This is a genomic window from Marinomonas vaga (genome assembly GCF_055388305.1).
The window spans coordinates 1,752,947-1,776,012 of sequence record NZ_AP043903.1; the positions used below are offsets into that span (position 1 = coordinate 1,752,947).

Genomic DNA, 23,066 nt, shown 5'->3' on the forward strand with positions numbered 1-23,066 from the left:
GCATGAGGTGCTCATGCGGTTTTTTTGTGTCTGATTTAGTTGGACGGGAGCATTATACCCACGGTGAGGCTAGGCCAAGTCAGGCTGTTCATTAGAGTCGTGAGGTTGTCTAGAGTGAAGCCTTTTTCAAGGTGCTCAGCTTGCTCTAAATAACGGGTGTCGCCAAATTTTTCCAAACTCAGTTTTAGGCGATACAAACGTGTATCAATCAGCTCATCCCGGCGGCCTTGTGCTGTCATGAAGAAGCCGCGCTGCTCTGTGACCCATTGTTGATCTAGCTCTTGATACCAGGTGGTTAATAAGTCTCGGGCTGTCTGGTTCAGCTCTTCAATGCGCTCTGGTGCACTGGTGAATTTGACCGAAGCGACCACCCCTTGCTGACTCATATCGTAACGCAGGTCAGAGTGAATGCTGTAAACCCCTTGTTTTTCCCCCCTGAGTACTTGCTTGAATTTGGCGTTCATTTTATCGGCTAGGTGCGGAATCATCACCGTGTAGTTCGGATTCCATTGTAGGGGAGTAAACGCCTCTAAACGGTAGGTGGCTCTGGGCTCACGGGCAATATTCAAGGTGAACTCGTTATGCTCCATAAGCGGTTTAAGAGTAGGCCCTGCAATATTACTTAGGTGCTGATCTTTCTGGATGACGCCTAAGTATTTATTGAACACAGGCAGTAAGCGCTCTACGTTTTTCGCTGCCACAAAATAGGTAGCAGGGCGTTTATTAAGGGCTTTCGCTTGCTGTGATAAAGTCTGGCGCTTAGCCCCTAGAATCCCATCGAGTTCATTTTTTAGAGTGAAACTTTGACCATATTTGTATTCGGCGAAAGTTTCTCGGAACTGCTCCGATACTCGGACCACCTGGCTGTTATCCATACGCCTTAAGGTGTCCATGTAACCTGTGTAAACGTCTTCGGAAATACCTGAGATGGCTTGCAGTTGTTGATAAGTGGCCAGTTGGGCGGCCAGCTTCTGCTGGTCTATGGTCACGGCAAAGGTTCGCTGGTGCTCGCTTTGGTCCCAGCTTCCTGATACACCAAAGTCTTTTTTCCATTGATCATATTCGTCTGGCGTCCAACCTTTGGGAGGCTGGTTTGACATCATTTGTATGAGTACTTGGGTGTAGGCTCGATCAAATAGGGTATTGTTGAAGCCAATATCCTGCACGGCTTCAAAACGAATCCGATTGCCTGCGCTCGGTGTTTCCACTAGCCAGAGTTGCTCGCCGTTGGCTAATTGCCATTGGCTGACACCAGTGCTTTCTCTCGATAGTGGCTCCGCTGGTTGGTGATTGATCTGGGCGTGTAGGGTCCTGCTCGGGATAGCGGCAAATGCTACCGGTGCGGTCAGTTGTTTGTCCTGCACTTGCTTGAGGGTGTTTATCACCAGCTTGGTGTTTAAGGTCTCTGGATGCTGGTTATCTCCGGCCTTTTGCAAATACGCTACCCGGTCTGGCATAGACAACCAGTCTCGAACCATTTGATTAACGTCTTCCAGATCAATGGTCTCTAACAGTGCGATGGCTAGTTCATTATGCAATTTTGGGTCGGGTAATGGCGTGTTGTTAGTGGCGGCAGTATTGAGCTTAGCCAGCCAGAATACCCCCCGAGATTTTGCGGCTTCAATATTACGGATGGCCGTCTGTCGGGCATCCAAAAGCGCCTTGTCAAAGTCGTCTTGATAAAAACCATAACGACGGACTCGTTCTACTTCTGTGAGCATATTTTCAAGTTGCTTTGCCATATTGCCGGGATTGTATAGGGTGCCAAAAGCAACTAGATCTACGTTAGGAGAGGCTTCGCCTTTGACGGCGTTAAGGCTAATAAAATCTGGATTGGCGTCTGATTGGCGTCGAATCTGCTGGCTCAAGAGTTTTTTACCAAGGTAGGCAATAAGCTGATCCCGTCGAGAAACGAGGTTGTCTCTTGGTATTTTAGGGAATCGGAACAAATAGGCGATTCGATTCAGGCGGCTTTCTGGATCGGTTAGGGTATCAATATGTAGGACGTCTTTTAGCTCTGGGTCCTTAGGCTTGCGCAGGGGTAAGGCTTTGAACGGCACGTCGGAAAAGGTAGTTTCGATTAGGCTCTGAGCCTGTGCTCGATCCATGGCACCTACCATGACTAGGGTCATGTTATTCGGTGCATACCAGTCCCTGTGAAAGTCTTTGATACGGCTAACGGGAGTGTGGGTAATGCTGTCTTGGGTACCGATGACTGGGCGTTCAGGATAAGCAGAACCCACTCGGATAATGGCTTTTTTCTGGTCATTGATGTTTTTTCGGGCACTCAAGCCACCACGCCATTCTTCAAGAATAATCGGCTGCTCAGTACGCCAATCTGTTGCGCTAATCAGTGGCGCAAACATCATCTCTTTTAGGATCGATAAGGTGCTTTGTGCCGTATCCACTTTGCTATCAGGCAGGGTGAACATGTATCGGGTGGCATCGGCATTGGTCATGGCGTTGAAGCTTCGCCCTTGAGTGAGGCCGAGGGCCTCAAGGGCAGCCCGGGCACCATTGGGATAGCGTTGGGTGCTACGAAACGACATGTGCTCCACCATATGAGCGACACCAAGTTGATCTGTGTTCTCGTCGGTGGCGCCCGCTTCAACAATCAGCTGAATCTGTAAACTGGTGGCCTCTGATGTTTCGGTGTCTTGGCGGGAGTCAAAAAACACATAACTCATGCCATTCCCTAAGGTGCCATGAAGGATACGGGGATCCCAGTCAAAGGCTCCTTGACGCACTAATTTTTCGGCTTCTTGCCAAGGGGCTGGGTGTTTGTTTGCCAGCATGTTGGCGGTGGCGTGTAGTCCCCATAAGGCAAGCGTCAGTGTGACGAATCCCTTGAATAGGTGCTTCGATATCAAAAGGTGGAGCATATCGTTCTCTATCTAGATCATGAAAGTCGGGGCGAAGGTCAACGGGGTATGCGTTAGAAACGCATACCCACTTCTAGTGACACGGAACGTCCAACGGTGTAGCTGGTGTTACTGTCGTTAGTGGATACATCAATGACCTTGTCAAAGACGTTGTTGATGCCCACTTGTAGGTAACCGTCTAAGTCCCTGACAATGTTTGGTGTCCAGGTGAAGTTGGTATCAAGGGTGGCGTAGCGATCAAATTTAACGTCTTCATAGACATCGAAGCTGACATCCCCGATATCAATGTTTTCGCCGCTGTCTGTGGCCACCTTGCCTCCTGCGTGGAGGTTGATGCTGTTGCCCCAGATTAGATTCCAAGAAGGTATTTCCGTGGTGGTGCTGAAACGGAAGTTGAATGGGATACTGTAGTCCCAAGACGGCAAGTCATCTGAATAGACTAGCTCTCCCTTGTAGTACACGGTGTCTTCGTTGAAGGTCTCATCGTAGGCGTTATCCGATTGAGAATTCGACTTAGACTCTTGTACTGAAATAGAGGTTTTCAGATGGGTGACCGTACGACCTATTTGGAACCCTTTTAACGTCTCTAGTTCTAACGAAACGCTTTTATATTCGCTGACACCTGTGTTGGTGTAGTAATACTGGTTGTCGTCATTACGTGCCCGTTGTACACCGTCTTTGGAATCTCTGGAAACGCCTTTTAAAGTGGCTTTCATGGGGCCAATTTTTTGTGCGAGAGCAAGGCTTAACTCATCAGAGTAAGGGGTTTTTAGGTCAAAGTCTGACACGGATCGATCCGCGTAAGTGCTAGTACGGGTGAGTTCACCTGAGCTGTTGTAGGTGTACGCTGTACGCCAGCTGCGCAAGGTGTCATTGATGGCGTAGCGTAAGAAGCTGCGACCGTAATAGCGGTTGGCACCAGCGGTCACTACGGTACTTTCATCGCCAAAGGTATCCCAAACCACGCTCGAACGCGGGGCGATGTTAACGTTTTCCAGCAGCGTTTCGTAATCGGCACGCAGGCCTAGGTTAAAGGTCCAGTTACCAGTGGAGATGCTGTCTTCTAAGAACGCCCCATAGGTTTGGTAAGTCTTGTTAAACCGGTTTGCCGACAGAACGGAGCGACTACGCAGGTATTCATCGTTTTCGTCATGGACCCCGTCGTTGTTACTGTCATCACAGCCCGCAGAAGCTGAGCCGCTAAGACAACTGTAAGTCTCACCGATAATGTCCCCTTCTACTTCATAAAAGGCGTCGATCTGAGAGACTTGTAGACCGGTTGTTAAGGTATGGAAAGTATCGCCCCATTGGATAGGGTTTTGCTTCCATTGAGTGGAAAAGTTAGTGGTGTCTTGTTGCTGGTGAACATCCCCATAACCGCCAGAAAACTGATCGTCTCCGGTGTAGTTTTCCGTTGGGTGATAAGCGTAGAGCGCAGACTCTGAGTCCAATTGATCAAACGCACGATCGAAGCTCAATTGTGTGGTTAAGCTGCCGGAAGTGCCATAGTAAACACTCTCCCCAGTTAAACCGTACGCTTGGTGGGTCTTGGTAAAAGGCGCGTCATAGGAGGTGGATGTGATCCCGTTGTGGTTACGATCCGAGTACCGAGCAGACAGTCCTAAATCAAGGCGATCAGATGCTGAGTAGTCCAAGCGTCCCATCACATTGTTGATTTGGTCTGTGTAGTCTATCGGTGTTTTAGTGCCGCGTCCCCCATTGTCATTATAAACTTGTTCAAAGTCAGACTGGGAGCGGGATACCATGATACCGCCACTCAGGTTTTCGCTGATGGAGCCCACACTGGTTAGGGAGACACGTTGTTTGATGTAATCCGGAGTGTAGCTGCCGTCATAGCCGTCCCCATCTTCATAATCCTCTTTCGTCTCTTCATCCACATGCATGCTGTTGAGGTCGCTACCAGAAATCGAATACTTGATAGCCGTGTAATCTTCTCCTTGATAGCGTAGTAGTTGAGTGTCCACTACACCTCCGGTGAAACCACCGTATTGTGCCGGAACGTTTACATCGTAAACCGTTACCTTGCTGATGGCATCTGGATCAACGTAGTAGCTTTGGGAGGAGCTACCGCCGAGCATAGAAAGATTAGTAGGTGTAATGGGGTTGGAGAAAGAGTCTTCGTTGTCTCCAGGGTTGAGATCATTGTTAGTGCCGACCCCATCAATTAAGTAAGCGTTTTGGTAGGAGGCTTGCCCGTGGATGGAGATTTCTTCAGGACGCAAGCTGGCCGCATTCGCTGACAGGTTACTGGAGCGACTGTATTGCACGCTACTATTACCTCGAAGCAATGAGGTCATAGAGCCCGTGGCGCCTGCCATGGTGTTGATTTCGTCTTGGTTGATACTGGTTTGGCCGACGGTGTTTTCCTCAGTCGCTTCTACCAATAGTGGTGACAGTATGAGCCCCTCTTGGGTCTGGCTATCCATAATGACTAGGTCACCCGTTTCGGTTTCGCGAAACGTCAGGTTAGAGCCTTGCAATAGAAACCCTAGGGCTTCGATGCCGCTCACTTCCCCTTGATAACCGGCCGTCGTTTTACCAGCCAGCAATCCGCTCGGGCTGCTTAGGTAAATTCCCGTTTGGCTAGCAAACTGCGTTAGGGCTGAAGCCAAGGATCCGGCTTCTATGTCGTATTGGTGGCGCTCAGTCACTTGGGATGCAAGCAGTACCGTGCAAGATAGGGTGAGTGAGCTTGCCAGAATCCATTGGCGGTGAAGTTTGAGTCCTTTCGCAATTTTGTTAATAGCGAAATTCATGTTATCTCCAGTAATAATCGTTCTTATTACTGTTACCGATTGAGTGATGGAAAAAGGGACAAAAAATTTTTAAAAAAAAATTAAGCTGACTGAATAAGAGTCAAATAGGGGAGTGGCTGAGTGACTTTGATCGGGCCTATTTGAGCTAAAAGCTGAGTAGAGCTATCTAGGTCGTCTAAGGGGAAAGAGCCCATCACCCGTAACGACTTAAGCGTCTCATCCACATGGATATGGCCGATAGTGTAACGGTTTAACTCACCGACTAGGGTGGCGAGAGGTAGATCGAGGGCTTCTAGGCGTCCTTTTGTCCAGCTAATGGCGTGGGGCGCGACAGGCGTCATGGTTGCCTTTGTATGATCTTTGATAATCAGTGATTGCCGTGCAGGAATGTGAATGCGCTGTTGATTCACTAGAGCTATAGCCTGTCCTTCAAATACGGAAATTTGGTAATGGCCTGAGCTAAAACGTCGGGCGGCATAGCGAGCTTGTTTGGAAATGATGTTAGCGTCATCAATTCGCATACGCTGTATTACGGCTTGGTTGCCCATGGAATTCAGCGCCAACTCGCCGTCCAGTAGTTCATAAATCAATTGGTTAGGTCGGTCATTTAAGTTAATGGCGCTGACAGTGTTCAGCCAGAGGTCACCAGCAAAGGTTTTGATTTGACGTCTTTGACCTATGTTGGTGTGGGCATCGGCGGAAAGATTGGCGACCCAATTGCCCACTTGGGTTTGGTTAGTCACCCAGCCTGCCCCCATAGAGAGGCTGCCAAAGGCTGCTAGACGACGTATAAATTCACGGCGTTTGATTTGTCTCTCTGGCGTGTTAGCTAGCACACCTTTTGCTGTTTGAGAGTTCTCTACCGTTTGAAAACGCGCTTGAACCTGCTGGATCTTAAGCCACGCCTGTTGGTGTTGCTGGTGTTGATTAAGCCAGCTTTGCCATTGATAGAGGGTGCCCGAGCTCGGGTTATCTCCTAACTCTACAGCCCATTCTGCTGCTTGTCGTAAGGCATGATCTGGAGATATTTGGTAGCTTGAGTCGGTCATGTTAATCGTCAATAAGTTGCGCGCAATGCACCAGAGCTTGGGCGATATAGCGTTTAATTGTGCGTTCCGAAAGCTGCAATTGGTCAGCGATTTCGGCATAGGTAAAGCCTTGTACCTGGGACGCGATAAAAGCACGGGTCACATCATCGGGGAGCTTTGCAAGCCACTCATCCAGGATGATTAAAGTATCAATGATGGCGCGCTGAGCCACTTCATCAATATGGCGATATTCTTCCGCTAATTTTAGATTCTCTAACCAAGCTTGTTCGATCTGTTTACGACGCCAGTGATCAATACACAGGCCTTTCGCAATGGTCGTGACAAAGGCTTTTGCTTCCTGCAAGTTAGGAAATTTCTTGGGTTTGGTGATGAGTTTTACAAAGGTGTCCTGAGCTAAATCCGCCGCCTGAGCATGACAGCCAAGACGCTTTTGAAGCCAATTAGAGAGCCACGGATGGTGCGCGCGGTAAATATCTTCTAATTTGGGGGAGCCGGACATACAAACCTCATTACTGATGTGGGTTTAATTTATCAGTAATGAGAATTGTTTTCAAATAAGATTTTTCTTTAAAATTGCTTATTTGCTAGGGCGTGGGGCGTAGGCAAACACGTCTGAATGGCAGTTTTTCTCGTTAATGCCTCTGGCTTCCAATTGATCTAAGGTGCCATAGACCATACCAACGGAGCCACTGATGAACGCATGGCTATTCGTTAGCTCTAGGTGATCTTCTAAAATAGCTTCGTACAACCAGCCTGTACGGCCTAGCCAGTTGTTATCGCCTTCGTTTAATACCACGTGAATATGGAAGTTGTCTGGGGCGCTGTGACTGTCGATCCAATCCATGATGAAGGTGTCTGCTGAGGTGCGCAATCCCCAATAGAAGTGTACTTCTCCTTGGTATTGCTTGTGCAGTAAGTCATCGTAGATGCTCTTCATCTGAGCAAAGCCAGTACCGCCCGCGATCAGAAGTAGTGGGGCATCGAACGGCTGATTTGCCGATTCAATATGAGCGTCTCCTCCAGGTATACTGAGTTCAACAGTGTCGCTCTTTTGTAAATGCTCAACCACTTTGAAGGCTAATGAGGATTCATCAGACACTAGGATGTAAAGCGTCAGGTACGGTAATTCGTGGGGCGCACTGCCAATCGAGTAAGGCACTTTCTCGCCAGTGGGTAAGGCGATCATTAAATATTGCCCTGCAATAAAGCTCGTGTCTTCCAGTTGTAACTTCGCTGCGAATACTGTGCTGTTGAGTGATTCAACCTGAACCACTTTTGCGCTGACGTCTTTCACCTAGACTACTCCATCATTCTCTCGTGTGTCGCTCTGGGGCGATCATATGTTGCGGTATTATATCGGCGTCTCGTTGGAAAAAAAAAGCCACTCTCACGAAAACGTGTAAAGTGGCTTTTTTGAAAGACGAATGAATCGCCTTTATTTGTTCTTGCCTTTCATCGACTCGAAGAACTCGTCGTTAGTCTTGGTGACTTTAAGACGGTCGATGAGGAATTCTGTGGCCGCAATGTCTTCCATTGGGTTCAGAAGCTTACGCAGGATCCACATACGCTGCAGTTCGTCTTCTGTCGTCAACAGATCTTCGCGGCGCGTACCGGAGCGACGAATGTTGATTGCAGGGAAGGTGCGTTTTTCAGCGATCTTACGGTCAAGGTGTAACTCGGAGTTACCAGTACCCTTAAATTCTTCGAAGATGACTTCGTCCATCTTAGAGCCAGTGTCAACCAAGGCTGTGGCGATGATCGTCAAACTACCGCCTTCTTCTACGTTACGGGCAGCACCGAAGAAGCGCTTAGGACGTTCTAGGGCATTGGCGTCCACACCACCGGTCAATACTTTACCGGAGGAAGGGATCACTGTGTTGTAAGCACGGGCCAGACGCGTGATGGAATCCAATAGGATCACGACATCTTTTTTGTGTTCAACCAAACGTTTTGCTTTCTCGATGACCATTTCTGCCACTTGAACGTGACGAGCTGGGGGTTCGTCGAAGGTCGAGGCAACCACTTCACCGCGAACGGTACGGGACATCTCTGTTACTTCCTCAGGACGTTCATCGATCAGCAATACGATCATGTGACATTCTGGGTTGTTGCGGGTGATCGCATTTGCGATGTTCTGCAACATAAATGTTTTACCGGCTTTCGGTGGTGATACCACCAAAGCACGTTGACCTTTACCCATCGGCGCCACTAGGTCGATGATTCGAGAGGTAATGTCTTCCGTAGAGCCGTTACCTGTTTCCATTACTAGGCGGTCATCCGCAAATAATGGCGTCAGGTTTTCAAATAGAATCTTGTTACGGACACTGTCAGGCTTGTCGAAGTTGATTTCGTTTACTTTTAACAGTGCGAAGTAGCGTTCGCCATCTTTTGGCGGACGGATCTTCCCGGCAATGGTATCACCTGTTCGTAAGTTAAAACGGCGAATTTGGCTCGGGGAAACGTAGATATCGTCAGGGCCTGCTAAGTATGAGCTGTCTGGAGAGCGTAAGAAGCCAAAGCCGTCTTGCAGAATTTCAAGGATGCCATCGCCGTAGATATCTTCTCCACTTTTAGCGTGGCGCTTAAGAATAGCGAAGATAACATCTTGTTTACGGGAGCGGGCAAGGTTGTCTAACCCCATTTCCGCTGCGATATCTAATAGTTCTGGTACTGATTTCTTTTTTAATTCGGTAAGGTTCATAAACGAGTTTAGTTTTTGGCTCATATGAGGACAAATGACGGGATCATGGTGATGTTGTTACACCGCGTTAAATGATCAGTGTCGGGAAAATTGCATAAAATAAGCTGCCTATCGACACCGAATTCCGGCTAAGGAAAATAACCATGGCTGGGATTCATATTGCTTTCGATGCAAGTCGAAACAGCGTGTAACACCTGATTGGAGTCACCAGAACGCTCTAAATATTTAATTAGCGTATCCAGCAGACTGAGTAACTATAGTTGGACAATTTGCCAAGGTCTATAGTTTTACAACCGATTTATGCGGTTTTTTGCTAATTTTTTGATCGTTTTTGGTAAATGTCATGGTTTGCTCCCTGTATTTCCAGTCCCTTAGAGGGAGAATTTGCCCATGACACACTCGTCTAAACCAGTTAATCTTCGCCAATACATTGAATTCTCGAAAAGGCGTTAATGGATGCAATCACTTTTAGTGCAACAATCGCATGACTTTCCCTTCGAAAAAATCGCTGCCATAGACCTTGGATCAAACAGCTTCCATATGGTGGTTGCGCAAGTCGCCCATGGCCAACTTAGGATCACTGGCCAGTATGGAGAAAAGGTTCAGCTTGCCGCTGGTCTACAAGATGACGGCACCTTAGATGAAGAATCCCAAAAAAGAGGGTTGGACTGTATTGCTCAGTTTGCCCAGGTGATTGATGACTTCCCCCATGGCTCCGTACGTATCGTAGGCACCAATGCCCTGCGCGCCGCCAAGAATCGCTATGACTTTATTTCTAAAGCCATGGACATTATTAGCCACCCGGTTGAGATCATTGCGGGGCGAGAGGAAGCTCGTCTGATTTATGTGGGGGTTGCCCGGACCATGGATCATGGGGATCAGAAGCGTATTGTGGTTGATATAGGTGGTGGTTCCACGGAATTTATCATTGGTCAGCAGCTGGAGCCTATCCTCACGGAAAGTTTGCACATGGGCTGTGTGAGCTATCGAAAACGTTTCTTTGCTGATGGCACTATTACTAAATCCAACTTTCAAAAAGCCGTCACTGCGGCTCGCCTAGAGTTGCTCAGTATTCAAGATGATTATTTAGACGAAAACTGGGACGTGGCCATTGGCTCCTCTGGCACCATTAAAGCGGTGTATAACATTGCAGTTGAGAACGGCTGGAGTAAAAAAGGCATTACGCCTAAGGTGCTAAAGCAGCTACAAAAGTTCTTATTTGACGCGGGACATGCGGATAAGGTCGACATTCTTGGTCTGAAGCCGGAACGCAAATCCACCATCGCCGCTGGCTTGGCGATTTTGACTGCAGTGTTTGAGTGTTTTGGCATCAAGCAAATGGACTTTTCTGTCGGCGCTCTGCGAGAAGGTGTCTTGTTTGACATTATGGGACGTTATGCGGACACGGATATTCGTGAACGTACGGTGAACTACATGTTGAACCAGTACCATATAGACATGGATCAGGCGAAGCTGGTGACCCACACTTCTTTGTCCATGCTGGCTCAGGTGAAAGAAGACTGGCTACTAGATTCCTTGTCTAATGAAGATATCTTGCGCTGGGCGAGCTTGCTACATGAATGCGGCTTGGGCATTTCCCACAGCCGCTATCATAAACATGGGGCTTACATCATCAGTGAATCTGACATGCCGGGGTTCTCCCAACAGGAGCAGCAAGCTTTAGCAAGTCTTGTCCTAAGGCATCGTCGTAAGTTTACCCAGTCTTTGGAGTTCCGTTTTACTAAGAGTGATCAGCAGGATCTTGACCGTTTGGCGATCTTGTTACGCTTATCCATTATGCTGCATATTGATCGCAAAGAAGGGGACATGCCAATGTTCACCTTAAAAGCAGCGGATAAGTCATTGCATGCGGAATTCTTGCCAGGCTGGTTGGATAGCCGTCCTTTGACCCTCGCAAACCTACAGCGGGAAGCCGATTACCTGAGTGCGTCAGGTTACGTCTTCACCTTCAAATAGTCAGCCGTCAGTCATACTTGGCGTGAGCGATGAGGTCGCGCCAAGTGATGATGCCAATTACATAATGCTCATCATCAACCACGGGAACGCAGGAAATCCCTGTTTTTAACATCCAATTGATGGCTTCTTTAATATCTGTATCGGCTTTAACGGTAATGGGTTGGCGTGTCATGGCCTGATGGGCGGCGCGGTTGAGCGTATCAAGGTCACGGGCTTGTTCGTTCACTTTACCAATGAAAGGACTGACAAGACGTAGCAGGTCGCGGTCTGAAATCACCCCAATAAGTTGGCCTTTGTCGACCACAGGCAAATGATGAAACTGATGCTGCTGCATCAGAAGTTTTACATCTGGTAAACGAGTATCCATCTCCACGGTGATAACGTCCTTTGTCATGATGTCGATCGCTTTCATAACAGACCTCGTGAATGTGCTGTGTGCTTATCCTCTAACCACTCTATTAATATCGGCTATTTCTTGGATTTATAAAGCTTTTCTCTGTATTTAATTGTATAGGCTAGCGTCGACCTTGAAATATCTGGGTTTCCCTATGAAAACAAGGCGTTAATCATCGACATTTTTACGTAAAAAAATGCGTGAGAGCGTCACTTTTGAAGGTAAACTAATACCATCGTCTCAAGACATTCATGGTTATAAACCGTATAATCGAGTCTACACCTGCTCAGAAGGCCTGCATGGTTGATCGTTTTTGCCAGAGTGATTACTCATCCACTTTGGAAGGCGTTCTGAGGAGAGTGGTGACGAAGTGCAAATATCTCCACCCAGATAGCATAGGAAAGGTTCGAATGAGTCATTGAACCATGTCTTATCCGTACCTTGCCTTATGGCCAAGAGCCTTCTTTTTACGCCACTCTCACACTACAAACTGGCTATGACACGGCGAAATCATATGACCTCAAACATTGTAGACGTACTATTAGTCGGCGGCGGTGCAATGAGCACCACCTTAGGCATGTTACTAAAAGAGCTTGATCCATCTCTCTCCATTTCTATGGTGGAGCGCTTGGAAAAAGTTGCTCAAGAAAGTACTGACGGTTGGAACAACGCAGGGACTGGACATGCAGCCTACTGCGAATTGAACTATACCTCTCAAAATGCAGACGGCTCTACCAACATCGATAAAGCAGTGAACATCAATGCTGCCTTTGAAGTGAGCCTACAATTCTGGTCTTACCTAGTTGAAAAAGGCTTATTGCCAGAACCTCAGCAATTTATTAACCGCGTACCACATCAAAGTTTTGTATGGGGCGCGCGTAATGTCGAGATGCTGAAATCTCGCCATGCGGCCATGAGTGCCCATCCAGCCTTTAGAGAAATGCAGTTCACTGAAGACCGCGAAAAGATGACTGAGTGGATGCCACTCATCATGAAAAACCGCTCCGGTGACGAACCATTAGCGGCGACTCGTATTGAGCACGGTTCAGATGTGAACTTCGGTGCCATTGCCCGTAGCATGGCGGCACACCTAACGACCCAAGAAGGTTTTAACGTTGAGTTGAGTGCTGACGTAGTGGATCTACAGAAGCAAACAGACGGTACTTGGAAGGTCACCATTAACCAAAATGGTTCCCACCGTGATATTCATGCGAAATTTGTCTTCTTAGGTGCGGGTGGCGGTGCATTGCCTCTATTGCAGAAGTCCGGCATCAAAGAAGGCAAAGGCTACGGCGGCTTCCCTGTCAGTGGACAGTGGCTTGTTTGTGAAAAACCAGAATTGGTCGAGCAGCATTTTGCTAAAGTGTATGGTGCTGCCCCAATTGGCGCGCCACCAATGTCTGTGCCTCACCTAGATACCCGTATCATTGACGGTAAAAAAGCCATTCTATTCGGCCCGTTTGCTGGCTTCACAACGAAGTTCTTGAAACAAGGTTCTGTGTTTGACCTGATGAAGAGTGTTCGAGCTGACAACCTTGGCAACATGCTGAGTGTGGGTAAGAACAACATGGATCTAACCAAGTACTTGATCAGCGAAGTACGTCAGTCTCACAAAGATCGTTGTGATTCATTGCGTAACTTCTTTCCTGATGCACAAGATAAAGACTGGAGCTTGGCATACGCAGGTCAACGGGTTCAGATCATTAAGAAAGATCCGAACGGTGGCGGTAAGCTTGAGTTTGGTACCGAAGCAATCGCCGCAGAAGACGGCTCTATTGCTGCTTTGCTAGGGGCTTCTCCAGGTGCTTCAACGACGGTTAATACCATGATCAATATTCTTGAGCGTTGTTTTGCTGACCGTGTAGCGTCTGATGAATGGCAAACCAAGCTGAAAGAGATGGTGCCTTCTTACGGCCAGTCACTTGTTGAAAATACTGACTTGTTGCTGGAAGTTCGCGCTCGTACTCTTGAGACATTGAAACTTAAGCCGTAACAACTAATAAAGACATCCAAAGCCGACCTCTCGCTGTATCAGGGAGAGGTCGGCTTTCTTATATATAGGATTTTTATGACGACTTACTCAGAACGCGCAGATGATTTGTGCGATAAGCTGCGGGATCTAGAGCATCAAGCAGACGATGGTGATCAGCTGTTTTACTGCGCTTATCTGTTGGGGCTGTTAGGGCTTCACAGTGCTGCAGAGGAAGAGGGCGATGTGGCGTTTGACCAGTACTTTGAAGAGATTCTAAAAGACACTCTGAATGCTGAGAATGTATCAGAGCAGGATCAAGGGAATATCCTTGGCTTGTGGCATCGGGTAATTGCTTAGTGTGAAAGGCGACACCCTAAGTCTGTTTTCTGCTTCATGGCTTATTTGAAAGGCTACATCCTAAGTCCATTTTCCGCTTCACGGACACGTCCTAGAGTGCGCTTCAAATGGACCTTAGGACTTCGCTTAGGCCTAAATGCTTACGTTCCACCTCATCAGAAAATCGAATCTAGCGTCTATTTTCCGCTCCACGGACACGTCCTAGAGTGCGCTCCAAATAGACGCTAGATTCTTTTTGGCTAACTCCAAAATTAATTTTTCCCCTCCTTAAGCTGACCCGAAAGGCTACATCCTAAGTCCATTTTCCGCTCCACGGACACGTCCTAGAGTGCGCTCCAAATGGACTTTAGGATTCCGCTCAGTCCTAGATACTTCTTACATGCCCATGAAGAGTGGGATTAGGATGGGGCCTAGTACGCTCATGATGAAGCCGCTAGCGACGCAGATAGGGACGATGTCTGGTCCGTGTACCTTGCCTAAAAGGGGCAGGGTAAAGTCCATGGCGGTGGCACCTGCATAGCCAACGGACAGATGGCTGCTGATGCGTGCCAGCATGGGGATGAAGATGAGGGCGATGATTTCTCGTCCGAGATCCAGTAAGAAGGCGGTTGTACCTAGGATGGGATCGCCTAAACCGGTAATCAAGATGCCGGATAAACTGTACCAACCAAAGCCTGATACAACGGCTAAGCTATGGTTCCAATCCAGTCCTAAGAAGGTGCCTGCGATCAGTCCTGATACCAAGGTTGCTAGGACGGCGACAGTGCCAATGATGACCCCCTGGGAGTTTAGTAGCAGTTTACGAAGGCGGTAGTTGCCTTGGCGAAGTTGGCAGCCGATTAAGTACAGCAGTAAATACAGTAGCCATTCTACTGGTTTGTCGACATTGGGAATCCATTCTTTGAGCAACCAACCTAAGACGATGCCTACGAATACCACTGCAAGGGTTTGGATGGCATCCACTAGGGCTTGACGCGTAGAACGGCTGTTATCCACATGTTCTACCTTGCTGGCGCTGGCGTGGAAAACACGACCGCTTATCCACAAGCAAAGTAATGGCAGGAGGGTGGTAGCAATGATTAATACCACTGTTTGATAGCCGGCAATGCCGATTTTGGCCATTAGGTTATCGAGGGCGCCGATGCTGTACCCGATCAGTAATAAAATAAGGTAAGTCAGTTGACTCAGGGCCTTGTTTACGAGCTTAGGTGTGAGCAGGTTAACATTGATAAAGTAACCTATGAGCAACGCAGCGAGTAGCGGGCCTAATGTGCTTAAGACGGTCATAATCCATTGATCCTAGTTGGTTTTCTGATCATAGGGTGGGGGCGGATATTAGCACGTATTGCCCTTTTGAAAAGCACATCCTTGGTGCATTTTTCTCATGTGACCGTGCAAAGTTGACCAGTTGGTGATAAATTCGCCCCTCGCTCCTATCTATGCACTGTAACGATTAAATCATCATGTTTCAAAAGCTTACTCAGCGTCATCCTGCTTTAGGTGAAATCCTTCATCTATTGTTCCCTATGATCTTAACCATGTCGTTAGAACTTTCCATCAGTGTTGTGGATACAATGATGCTGGGACACTATGATGCGCTGCATTTGGCTGCTGTGGGTTTGGCCTCTAGTCTATGGGGGCCTGTGGCGTGTTTTATGATTGGTGTGACCTTTGGGTTGACGCCCTTGGTGACCCGACATTTACATGGCCGCCAGCGCCGCTTGGTGAATATTTATATGTCTCAAGCGTTGGGGTTGTCGATCATTTTAGGGGTGGTTGGTGCGCTTATGAGTTTGACTGTGCTGCCATATGCAGCACGTTTGATGGCGACTGAACCAGAAACCCAGCGCGTCGCTTCTTTGTATTTGTATTTATTTTCTCCAGCCTTTATGGCGCTGGCTTTGATGACGTCCTATAAGAATGTTTTTGAGGCGGCAGGTAAGCCAAGAATCCCTCTTTTAGTAGCGTTTTTAAGTCTGGTGTTAAACGTTATCTTCAATTATGTCCTGATTTATGGTCGTTTTGGTTTTCCTGAAATGGGCGCCGCTGGAGCAGCGATTGCTTCGGTTGTAGCGGTGTATTTGTCGTTGTTTGTGTTCATTTTATACGACCTGAAATTTAACAAAGACACTTTGTTTTCTCGCATCAAGTGGCGTTACACACGTCACTTTGGGATTTTGTTCGCGGTGGGGATGCCAGCGGGTTTTGCCTTTTCGTTTGAGATTGGTCTGTTTTCTTCTTTGACTTGGTTGATTTCGTCTTTTGGGGATTTAGCCCTAGGAGCCGGGCAGATTGTGATGTCTTACTGTACGATTTTGTTTACGCCTTTGATGGCCATGAGTGCGGTGACGGCGATTATTGTGGCCAAAGCCATGGCAACCTCTGGCATTGATGAGGTGCAGCGTCGCGTTAAGATTATTCTGTCTCTTGGGGCGGTGTATGTAGGTGTATGTTTCTTAGTCACTCAGGGCTTGCGACATGAGATTCCTTTGCTGTTTTCGAGCAACCCAGAGGTGGTCGCTATGGCGGCTGGGATTCTGTTGATTTCTGCTACGTATCAGATTCCAGATATGGTGCAGACGGTCTTTACTGGTGCTTTGCGGGGCTTTAGGGATACCCGCACAAGTATGATTGCCATGGGGTTGTCTTTGTTTGGTTTGAGTATTCCCCTTGGTTATTGGTTGGCCCATTTGAGTCCGTGGGCGTCTGAATTGAATATTCGCGGTTTCTATTTGGGGCTTGGGGTTGGTTTGTCTGTGTTGGCGGTGGTTTTGTATTGGCGCTATCAGAGGAAGTTGGTGATTTTCCGAGGGCGTCGTTTACCTCATCCTGAGGAAGTTGCTTAGTTTTATTTCCCGTTGATTTTAAGGGCTACATCCTAAGTCCATTTTCCGCTCCACGGACAAGTCCTAGAGTGCGCTTCAAATGGACATTAGGATTCCGCTTAGGCTGGTCTGAAATGCTTCATCCTAAATTTATTTTTCGTATTTTAGAAAGTCGAATCTATGCCTATTTTCCGCTCCACGGACACGTCCTAGAGTGCGCTACAAATAGACAATAGATTCTCTACTGTTGGGTTCCTAGTCTTCGCTCTGTAAGCTGACCCGAGATGCTTCATCCTAAGTCCATTTTCCGCTCCACGGACAAGTCCTAGAGTGCGCTCCAAATGGACATTAGGATTCTGCTTAGGCTGGTCTGAAATTTCTTACCCTAAGTCCATTTTGTGGGAGTTTTCATAGAATTGTCGGCATTGTTCGATGAGGCTGTCTATGTCCATGTGTTGGTCGCAGCTTTTGGCGAGGCGTGCGACTTCTTTTTCTCTAAAGGCTTCGTAGTCGAAGGTTTGTGCGTCGGTGGCGCCAGCCCATTTTAGTATGGCTGCAAGGGCGTCTGCGTCGTCAAATAGGCCATGTAGGTAGGTGCCGATGATTTGGCCATCGGCAGATAGGTAGCCCTCTTGGGTTCCGTCTTCTAGTAGAGCGAATGGGACCGGGGCGGTGTCGAAGTTGGAGATGCCGCTGTGGATTTCGTAGCCTTTGATGTTGGCGTTGCCAAGTTGGGGCAGTTGACCATGGCGGACTTTGAGTTGTTTGCCATCTTTCAGTTCGGTGCGCATGGGGATGTAGCCAAGTCCTGGGCTGGAGCTGGGTTCGCTGTTTTCCAGTGCGAGGGGGTCATCAAGGTATTGGCCTAGCATTTGGAAGCCACCGCAGATGCCAAGTACTTTGCCGCCATAGCGTAGGTGGCGTGCGAGGTAATTTTCCCATCCTTGTTGTTTTAAAAAGTCTAGGTCGCTTTGTACGCTTTTGCTTCCCGGTAAGATGACGAGGTCGGCCGGTGGGATGGGGCTGTTTTTGCCAATTAGGGTCACTTGGACGTTAGGATGATGGCGCAGTGCGTCCCAGTCGGTGTGGTTGCTAGTACGAGGTAGGATAGGGATGACCACGTGTAGCTGTTGTGACTCAGAGGCTTTTAATGGGCTTTGGGCGACGGCGTCTTCGGCTTCAAGGTGAAAGCCAGTAAGGTAAGGTAATACGCCGAGTACAGGCTTACCGGTGCGTTCTTCTAGCCAATCTAAGCCAGATTGTAATAAGGCAATGTCCCCACGAAAGCGGTTGATCACAAAGCCTATTACTCGGTCTTGTTCACTTTCTGAGAGTAGTTCTAGGGTGCCAACCAGGTGGGCAAAGACGCCCCCTTTATCGATGTCGGCGATGATGATGACAGGGCAGTCGATGCTCTCTGCAAAGCCCATGTTGGCGATATCTCGGGCACGTAGGTTGATTTCGGCGGGGCTCCCCGCCCCTTCGATGACAACGCTGTCGTATTTGTCCGCAAGGCGCTGATAGGATTCCAGTGCGGCGGTTTTGGCGATGGTTTTGTATTCGTGGTAGCCCACGGCATTCATGTTGCCAACGGAATGCCCTTGGATGATGACTTGGGCGCCAATATCGGTGTTAGGCTTGAGTAAGATAGGGTTCATGTCCACATCCAGTTCCACCCCTGCGGCATAGGCCTGTACGGCTTGGGCACGGCCGATTTCTTTGCCGTCCGGCGTGACGGCGCTGTTGAGGGCCATGTTTTGCGGTTTGAATGGGGCGACTTGGAGGCCGCGTTCTTTGAACAGGCGACAAAGTGCTGTGACTAGGGTGCTTTTACCCGCATCAGAAGTGGTTCCCTGCACCATAAGATTAAAAAAACGCATGTGGATTGCCCGATAGTTTTATTACAATGGAAGGCAATTCTAGCGTAATTACGCATTTTGTTAATTGAATCATGTCGTGGACAACCTGATGGATTTTCTTTTCGGTCATATTTCGACCACTGCGCTGTCTTTGCTGGTAGCGCTCTTGCTCGACCGCTTGTTTGGTGAGCCTAATGTTCTGCATCCCTTGGTTGGTTTTGGTAAGTGGGTTGACTGGTGTCGCTCTGCGTTGCAGTTACCAGCTCAAGTGAAGCCCTGTCAGCAGCGTTTAAACGGTGTGCTGGCTTGGGGGTTGGCTGTGCTGCCATTTGTGCTGGTGTTGTGGTGGCTGTTAGCCGTCTTACCTGATTGGCTTGAGTTTATTTTAGGAACGATTGTGCTGTATTTCACCGTTGGTTGGCAGAGTTTGCGCCAGCATGGGGTGGCCATTGCTGAGCCTCTGCGTCATGGTTGGTTGGATGACGCCCGCGAAGCGGTAGGACGTATAGTGAGTCGTGACACTTCTTCTCTATCAGAGGGAGAGATTTCAAAAGCAGGCATTGAGTCCGTGCTGGAAAATGGCAGTGATGCGATTTTTGCACCGATTTTTTGGTTTGTGTTGCTCGGTCCTGTGGGAGCGCTGGGCTACCGTTTGTCGAACACTTTAGATGCCATGTGGGGATACAAAACTCCGTCATTGCTGCATTTTGGATGGTGTGCGGCGCGTATTGATGATGTGTTGAATTATCTTCCAGCGCGTTTGGTGGTGCTGACATATGCGGTGTGTGGCAAGCGGGAGCCTGCCATGCGGTGTGCCCGTCAGCAAGGTTGTCGCTGGAAGAGTCCAAACGCAGGGCCAGTCATGGCAGCGGGCGCAGGCGCTTTGACGGTGAAGCTTGGGGGTAAAGCTCAGTATTTTGGCGAAACCCAAGAGCGTCCTTGTTTGGGAGAAGGAAGGGAGCCAACGGTTGAGGATTTGGATAAGTCGATCTGGTTGGTGGATAAGGGCGTTTATTTATGGGCGATAGTACTATGCTTTTTGATTTAGAACCGCCTTCACATGGAGGGGATTTGGAAGCATGGCAGCGCAAAATGTCCCAAGCTGAACATTGGTTGGATTTATCTTCTGCCTGTAATCGAGAGCCTTGGCCTATTCCTGAAATAGATCCAAAACTCTGGTACGAGCTGCCGGATCAGGCGCGTTTGTATCAAGCTGCAGAAGACTTTTTTGGTCAAAGTCCTGTGGCCATTGGCGCGGGTACCCAGCAAATCATTGAAGTGTTACCGCCCCTATTGCAGTCGCAGGGGGCGGGGCAAAAGGTGATGGTTCCACAAACTGGCTATCAGGAGCACGGTTACTGTTGGCAAAAATGGGGCTATTCCCTGCATTATTATGGTTCGCTTGAAGAGCTTTTAGACCAAAAGTGGGATGTGGCTGTGGTGATTCACCCTAATAATCCCACTGCTGAGGAAATGAACCCGTCCACCCGAGTTGAGTTGATGGCAAGGCTAACGTCTGATGCACAACGCTATCTAGTTGTGGACGAGGCGTTTTTAGATGCTGCCCCGGAGCGCAGTTGGTTAGAGGGCGATTTACCTGAACGCTGTTTTGTATTGCGCTCGGCGGGTAAGTTCTTTGGTTTAGCTGGTGCCCGGGTGGGGTTCGCGTTTGCCCATGAGATGTGGCGAGCGCCGTTACGTAGCTTGATAGGCCCTTGGCCGGTGGCAACGCCTGCGTTAGAGGTTCTGGTGCAAGCTTTGGGAGACAGCGAATGGCAAGCCGAGGCGAAGGCGTCTTTGACAGAACGCAATGGGTATTTCCAAGACCAAGTAGTTCCTAAGTTAAATACCTTGTTTGACTCCCAAGAGGTGACCCATACACTGCTTTTTTATACTTGGCGCACGTCACCTGAACAGGCCAAAAAAGCTTTTAATGCCCTGCACTCTGTGGGAATTCATGTACGATTAGGAGATGGTTGGATAAGGGTATCTTTACCCGCGGGTCATGAAATGCAACGTTTAAATCATGCGTTGGTCAAATTATTGCAGGGACATCAGCTAAAGGAGTTAGCATGATTCATTTAGTACTAGGAGGCGTACGCAGTGGCAAAAGTGCTTATGCAGAAACTTGGATTGCCGCGCAAAGCGAACAGGTAGTGTATCTGGCCACGTCTCAGATATGGGATGAGGGCATGGCGGAACGGGTCACTAAACATCAGGCTCAGCGACCAGATCACTGGTGTTTGATCGAAGAGCCCATTCAGCTGGCGAATCAATTAGACACCCTTAACGCTAGGGATATAGTCCCAGCTGTGATTCTTGAATGCTGTTCTCTTTGGATAACGAATTTGCTGTGCCAAGAAGAGCCTCAAGACATAGCAGAGCATACAAAAGCTTTGCTGGCCGCTGTATCGGCATATCAGGGGCCAATCGTATTGGTTTCAGCAGAAGTAGGCTTAGGGATTATGCCGACAAATCAGCTTGCAAGACGCTATGGGGATGAAATTGGCCTGCTGAACCAAAAGATCGCGGCTGTGGCAGATAAGGTCACTTTAGTGGCGGCAGGTTTGCCTCTGAGTCTAAAGGGGTAAGTTTTGTCACCTAATTGAGCGATATTTGCCCAAGAATAGGCGATTTTTATGGAAAAACTTTAACCGATTGGTCTAAAATGCGCGGCTTACTAATCTGACTGGTATGTCCTATCTTAATATCGGGCGACGGATTTCTAGAGAGAAAAGCTTAGGAGCGAAGAATGAACCCCTATTCAAAAGATTTTCCTGTATCTTGGCATGAACTACATCGTGATGCGCGTGCTTTGTCTTGGCGCTTGCTAGAGCAAGGTCCTTGGAAAGGCATTATCGCCATTACTCGTGGTGGCTTGGTTCCTGCGGCGATCCTTTGTCGCGAAATGGACATTCGTCTAATAGATACTATCTGTGTCGTAAGCTACGATTCCAGTGAAGAAGGTGGCACGGCGAACCAGCAAGGGGATTTGCGTATTCTGAAAGGTGTTGAAGGGGATGGCGAAGGCTACATCTTAATAGATGATCTGGTGGATACTGGCAAAACGGCCCGTGAGATCCGCAAGATGCTGCCAAAAGCCCACTTCGCAACGGTTTACGCTAAACCAGCAGGTAAGCCACTGGTTGACACATTTATTACTGAAGTTAGTCAAGATACATGGATTCGCTTCCCATGGGACATGGAGTACACTTTCTCTACACCGCTAGCGGATCGTCACAAAGCTTAGTACTCAGAAAAACCTTTGAGTTTGCCGGATAGGGTTGTTTTAATGATCGGTCTAGCGCTCTAAGTTGCAATTTTCTACATAAAAAAACGTCGCGCGATCTGAGTTTTGAGCTAGCTTTTAGTTACTAGATGCATGCCCTCAGTCACTATGGAATGAGGGTTTCTACTCAAAGGACAATAGGAATATTTATGCGCCTATCTCTGATTCGTTCCTTGCTGGTTGTGGTGGCTTTGTTAGGAATGTCCGTAGCCTCTGCAGCCGGAACCGTTGCGCGAGCCCAATTTGCGTCAGACGTTATCGACCGTGAACCCATTGATAATATTGGTGATGTGATCAAGGTGGAATACGGTGAAATTCAGCGTGTCTACTTCTTCACCGATTTACGTGATATGGCCGGTAGCCAGGTAATACATCGCTGGAAGTTAGATGGCGATGTGCAAGCTGAGATTCCATTTGATATCCGTGGTGAGCGCTGGCGTGTTTGGTCGAGCAAACGCTTGATGCCTGGATTTGATGGTGTTTGGTCAGTGGACATCGTAAAAGACGGGGAAGTGGTGGACAGCTACTCGTTTGATTATGTGGATGAATGGTAAGATTGCCATCTGATTGAATCACAGGTAACAGACCATGCCCCATATCCGTGTCCGCGGTTTGCCGTTGGAAGACTTAGAGTCCGTTTCTGATTTGCTAGTGGAAAACCTAGCTGAATTAACAGAAACGCCGAACTCCCATTTCACACTTGAATATCAAGCCTCCACTTTTTTTGCGGTGGGCGGCGCATCTCCTGCTTATCCATTCATTGAGATTCTTTGGTTTGATCGAGGCCCTGAGGTGAAAGCAAAGGTGGCTCAAGCTGTTGATGACTTGTTTCGTCCCCTCGTGAATGCAGGGCAAGATATCACCACGATATTCCGTGATCTGAAAGGCTCAGATTACTTCGAGAACGGTGAGCACTTTTAAAGGTAAGGGTATTCTAAAACTATTAAAAAGCCTTTTGATCTAATCAGATCAAAAGGCTTTTTT

Annotated in this window: 19 protein-coding genes; 10 read left to right on the forward strand and 9 right to left on the reverse strand. The window is 48.3% G+C overall.

Annotated features, from left to right (window positions below):
* Positions 1 to 35 precede the first annotated feature (35 nt).
* The 6 genes from ACZ5DR_RS08100 to rho all read right to left on the reverse strand — a co-directional run bounded on the left by ACZ5DR_RS08100 (position 36) and on the right by rho (position 9,409).
* Entirely contained in the window at positions 36 to 2,882 is a 2,847-nt protein-coding gene (locus ACZ5DR_RS08100; protein ID WP_377368742.1) for a M16 family metallopeptidase, read from the reverse strand.
* A 53-nt stretch (positions 2,883 to 2,935) separates the two neighbouring features.
* Positions 2,936 to 5,659: a TonB-dependent receptor plug domain-containing protein gene (locus tag ACZ5DR_RS08105; protein WP_377368741.1), complete on the reverse strand. Its 2,724-nt coding sequence runs from the start codon at positions 5,657 to 5,659 to the stop codon at positions 2,936 to 2,938.
* An 80-nt stretch (positions 5,660 to 5,739) separates the two neighbouring features.
* Positions 5,740 to 6,708, reverse strand: a complete 969-nt coding sequence (locus ACZ5DR_RS08110; RefSeq protein WP_377368739.1) for a DUF4880 domain-containing protein — start codon at positions 6,706 to 6,708, stop codon at positions 5,740 to 5,742.
* 1 nt (position 6,709) lies between these two features.
* Positions 6,710 to 7,207: a sigma-70 family RNA polymerase sigma factor gene (locus ACZ5DR_RS08115; protein ID WP_377368738.1), complete on the reverse strand. Its 498-nt coding sequence runs from the start codon at positions 7,205 to 7,207 to the stop codon at positions 6,710 to 6,712.
* A gap of 78 nt (positions 7,208 to 7,285) precedes the next feature.
* Positions 7,286 to 8,002, reverse strand: coding sequence for an NAD(P)H-flavin reductase (locus tag ACZ5DR_RS08120; protein WP_377368736.1), 717 nt, complete (start codon positions 8,000 to 8,002; stop codon positions 7,286 to 7,288).
* Between the two features lie 141 nt (positions 8,003 to 8,143).
* On the reverse strand, positions 8,144 to 9,409 hold the full coding sequence (rho, locus tag ACZ5DR_RS08125; protein WP_377368821.1) for a transcription termination factor Rho: 1,266 nt from the start codon (positions 9,407 to 9,409) through the stop codon (positions 8,144 to 8,146).
* A gap of 456 nt (positions 9,410 to 9,865) precedes the next feature.
* On the opposite strand from rho, the gene ppx reads away from it, so the two are divergent.
* Positions 9,866 to 11,386 (forward strand): exopolyphosphatase, encoded by a 1,521-nt coding sequence (gene ppx / locus ACZ5DR_RS08130; protein WP_377368734.1) that lies wholly within the window; start codon positions 9,866 to 9,868, stop codon positions 11,384 to 11,386.
* A gap of 7 nt (positions 11,387 to 11,393) precedes the next feature.
* On the opposite strand, the gene ACZ5DR_RS08135 is transcribed toward ppx, so the two are convergent.
* The gene (locus ACZ5DR_RS08135) at positions 11,394 to 11,798 is read right to left on the reverse strand and encodes a CBS domain-containing protein (RefSeq protein ID WP_377368732.1); all 405 of its coding nucleotides are present in this window, start codon (positions 11,796 to 11,798) and stop codon (positions 11,394 to 11,396) included.
* A 496-nt stretch (positions 11,799 to 12,294) separates the two neighbouring features.
* Between ACZ5DR_RS08135 and mqo the strand changes: the two genes are divergently transcribed.
* A complete protein-coding gene (gene mqo, locus ACZ5DR_RS08140; RefSeq protein ID WP_464543897.1) occupies positions 12,295 to 13,773 on the forward strand; it encodes a malate dehydrogenase (quinone) in 1,479 nt (492 codons plus the stop codon).
* Between the two features lie 75 nt (positions 13,774 to 13,848).
* Positions 13,849 to 14,109, forward strand: a complete 261-nt coding sequence (locus ACZ5DR_RS08145) for a YfcL family protein (RefSeq protein ID WP_377368728.1) — start codon at positions 13,849 to 13,851, stop codon at positions 14,107 to 14,109.
* A gap of 375 nt (positions 14,110 to 14,484) precedes the next feature.
* Here the strand turns inward: ACZ5DR_RS08145 and ACZ5DR_RS08150 are convergent, their stop codons facing one another.
* Positions 14,485 to 15,396 (reverse strand): LysO family transporter, encoded by a 912-nt coding sequence (locus tag ACZ5DR_RS08150; RefSeq protein ID WP_377368726.1) that lies wholly within the window; start codon positions 15,394 to 15,396, stop codon positions 14,485 to 14,487.
* A gap of 176 nt (positions 15,397 to 15,572) precedes the next feature.
* Here ACZ5DR_RS08150 and ACZ5DR_RS08155 point away from each other — a divergent pair, with 176 nt between their 5' ends.
* Positions 15,573 to 16,955, forward strand: a complete 1,383-nt coding sequence (locus ACZ5DR_RS08155; protein ID WP_377368724.1) for an MATE family efflux transporter — start codon at positions 15,573 to 15,575, stop codon at positions 16,953 to 16,955.
* 359 nt (positions 16,956 to 17,314) lie between these two features.
* On the opposite strand, the gene ACZ5DR_RS08160 is transcribed toward ACZ5DR_RS08155, so the two are convergent.
* Positions 17,315 to 18,814 (reverse strand): cobyric acid synthase, encoded by a 1,500-nt coding sequence (locus ACZ5DR_RS08160; protein WP_377368722.1) that lies wholly within the window; start codon positions 18,812 to 18,814, stop codon positions 17,315 to 17,317.
* An 88-nt stretch (positions 18,815 to 18,902) separates the two neighbouring features.
* On the opposite strand from ACZ5DR_RS08160, the gene cbiB reads away from it, so the two are divergent.
* From cbiB to ACZ5DR_RS08190, 6 genes are all read left to right on the forward strand, one after another.
* A complete protein-coding gene (cbiB, locus tag ACZ5DR_RS08165; RefSeq protein WP_377368720.1) occupies positions 18,903 to 19,841 on the forward strand; it encodes an adenosylcobinamide-phosphate synthase CbiB in 939 nt (312 codons plus the stop codon).
* A 23-nt stretch (positions 19,842 to 19,864) separates the two neighbouring features.
* Positions 19,865 to 20,869 (forward strand): aminotransferase class I/II-fold pyridoxal phosphate-dependent enzyme, encoded by a 1,005-nt coding sequence (locus ACZ5DR_RS08170; RefSeq protein WP_377368718.1) that lies wholly within the window; start codon positions 19,865 to 19,867, stop codon positions 20,867 to 20,869.
* On the forward strand, positions 20,866 to 21,384 hold the full coding sequence (cobU, locus tag ACZ5DR_RS08175) for a bifunctional adenosylcobinamide kinase/adenosylcobinamide-phosphate guanylyltransferase (protein WP_377368716.1): 519 nt from the start codon (positions 20,866 to 20,868) through the stop codon (positions 21,382 to 21,384). The genes ACZ5DR_RS08170 and cobU overlap by 4 nt, the downstream gene beginning before the upstream one ends.
* A 161-nt stretch (positions 21,385 to 21,545) precedes the next feature.
* A complete protein-coding gene (gene gpt / locus ACZ5DR_RS08180; protein ID WP_377368714.1) occupies positions 21,546 to 22,043 on the forward strand; it encodes a xanthine phosphoribosyltransferase in 498 nt (165 codons plus the stop codon).
* A 188-nt stretch (positions 22,044 to 22,231) separates the two neighbouring features.
* A complete protein-coding gene (locus ACZ5DR_RS08185; RefSeq protein ID WP_377368712.1) occupies positions 22,232 to 22,636 on the forward strand; it encodes a DUF2914 domain-containing protein in 405 nt (134 codons plus the stop codon).
* Between the two features lie 34 nt (positions 22,637 to 22,670).
* Complete coding sequence (locus tag ACZ5DR_RS08190) at positions 22,671 to 23,003, forward strand: DUF1904 family protein (protein WP_377368710.1); 333 nt, start codon at positions 22,671 to 22,673, stop codon at positions 23,001 to 23,003.
* The last annotated feature ends 63 nt before the right edge of the window (positions 23,004 to 23,066 follow it).

Excerpts from the sequence above, each read along its gene's own strand:
- ACZ5DR_RS08145 (WP_377368728.1), top strand. The coding sequence starts at position 13,849 with ATGACGACTTACTCAGAACGCGCAGATGATTTGTGCGATAAGCTGCGG.
- ACZ5DR_RS08150 (WP_377368726.1), bottom strand. The coding sequence starts at position 15,396 with ATGACCGTCTTAAGCACATTAGGCCCGCTACTCGCTGCGTTGCTCATA.
- ACZ5DR_RS08190 (WP_377368710.1), top strand. The coding sequence starts at position 22,671 with ATGCCCCATATCCGTGTCCGCGGTTTGCCGTTGGAAGACTTAGAGTCC.
- ACZ5DR_RS08110 (WP_377368739.1), bottom strand. The coding sequence starts at position 6,708 with ATGACCGACTCAAGCTACCAAATATCTCCAGATCATGCCTTACGACAA.
- gpt (WP_377368714.1), top strand. The coding sequence starts at position 21,546 with ATGAACCCCTATTCAAAAGATTTTCCTGTATCTTGGCATGAACTACAT.
- ppx (WP_377368734.1), top strand. The coding sequence starts at position 9,866 with ATGCAATCACTTTTAGTGCAACAATCGCATGACTTTCCCTTCGAAAAA.
- cbiB (WP_377368720.1), top strand. The coding sequence starts at position 18,903 with ATGGATTTTCTTTTCGGTCATATTTCGACCACTGCGCTGTCTTTGCTG.
- cobU (WP_377368716.1), top strand. The coding sequence starts at position 20,866 with ATGATTCATTTAGTACTAGGAGGCGTACGCAGTGGCAAAAGTGCTTAT.
- ACZ5DR_RS08160 (WP_377368722.1), bottom strand. The coding sequence starts at position 18,814 with ATGCGTTTTTTTAATCTTATGGTGCAGGGAACCACTTCTGATGCGGGT.
- ACZ5DR_RS08100 (WP_377368742.1), bottom strand. The coding sequence starts at position 2,882 with ATGCTCCACCTTTTGATATCGAAGCACCTATTCAAGGGATTCGTCACA.
- ACZ5DR_RS08185 (WP_377368712.1), top strand. The coding sequence starts at position 22,232 with ATGCGCCTATCTCTGATTCGTTCCTTGCTGGTTGTGGTGGCTTTGTTA.
- rho (WP_377368821.1), bottom strand. The coding sequence starts at position 9,409 with ATGAACCTTACCGAATTAAAAAAGAAATCAGTACCAGAACTATTAGAT.
- mqo (WP_464543897.1), top strand. The coding sequence starts at position 12,295 with ATGACCTCAAACATTGTAGACGTACTATTAGTCGGCGGCGGTGCAATG.
- ACZ5DR_RS08135 (WP_377368732.1), bottom strand. The coding sequence starts at position 11,798 with ATGAAAGCGATCGACATCATGACAAAGGACGTTATCACCGTGGAGATG.
- ACZ5DR_RS08105 (WP_377368741.1), bottom strand. The coding sequence starts at position 5,659 with ATGAATTTCGCTATTAACAAAATTGCGAAAGGACTCAAACTTCACCGC.
- ACZ5DR_RS08155 (WP_377368724.1), top strand. The coding sequence starts at position 15,573 with ATGTTTCAAAAGCTTACTCAGCGTCATCCTGCTTTAGGTGAAATCCTT.
- ACZ5DR_RS08115 (WP_377368738.1), bottom strand. The coding sequence starts at position 7,207 with ATGTCCGGCTCCCCCAAATTAGAAGATATTTACCGCGCGCACCATCCG.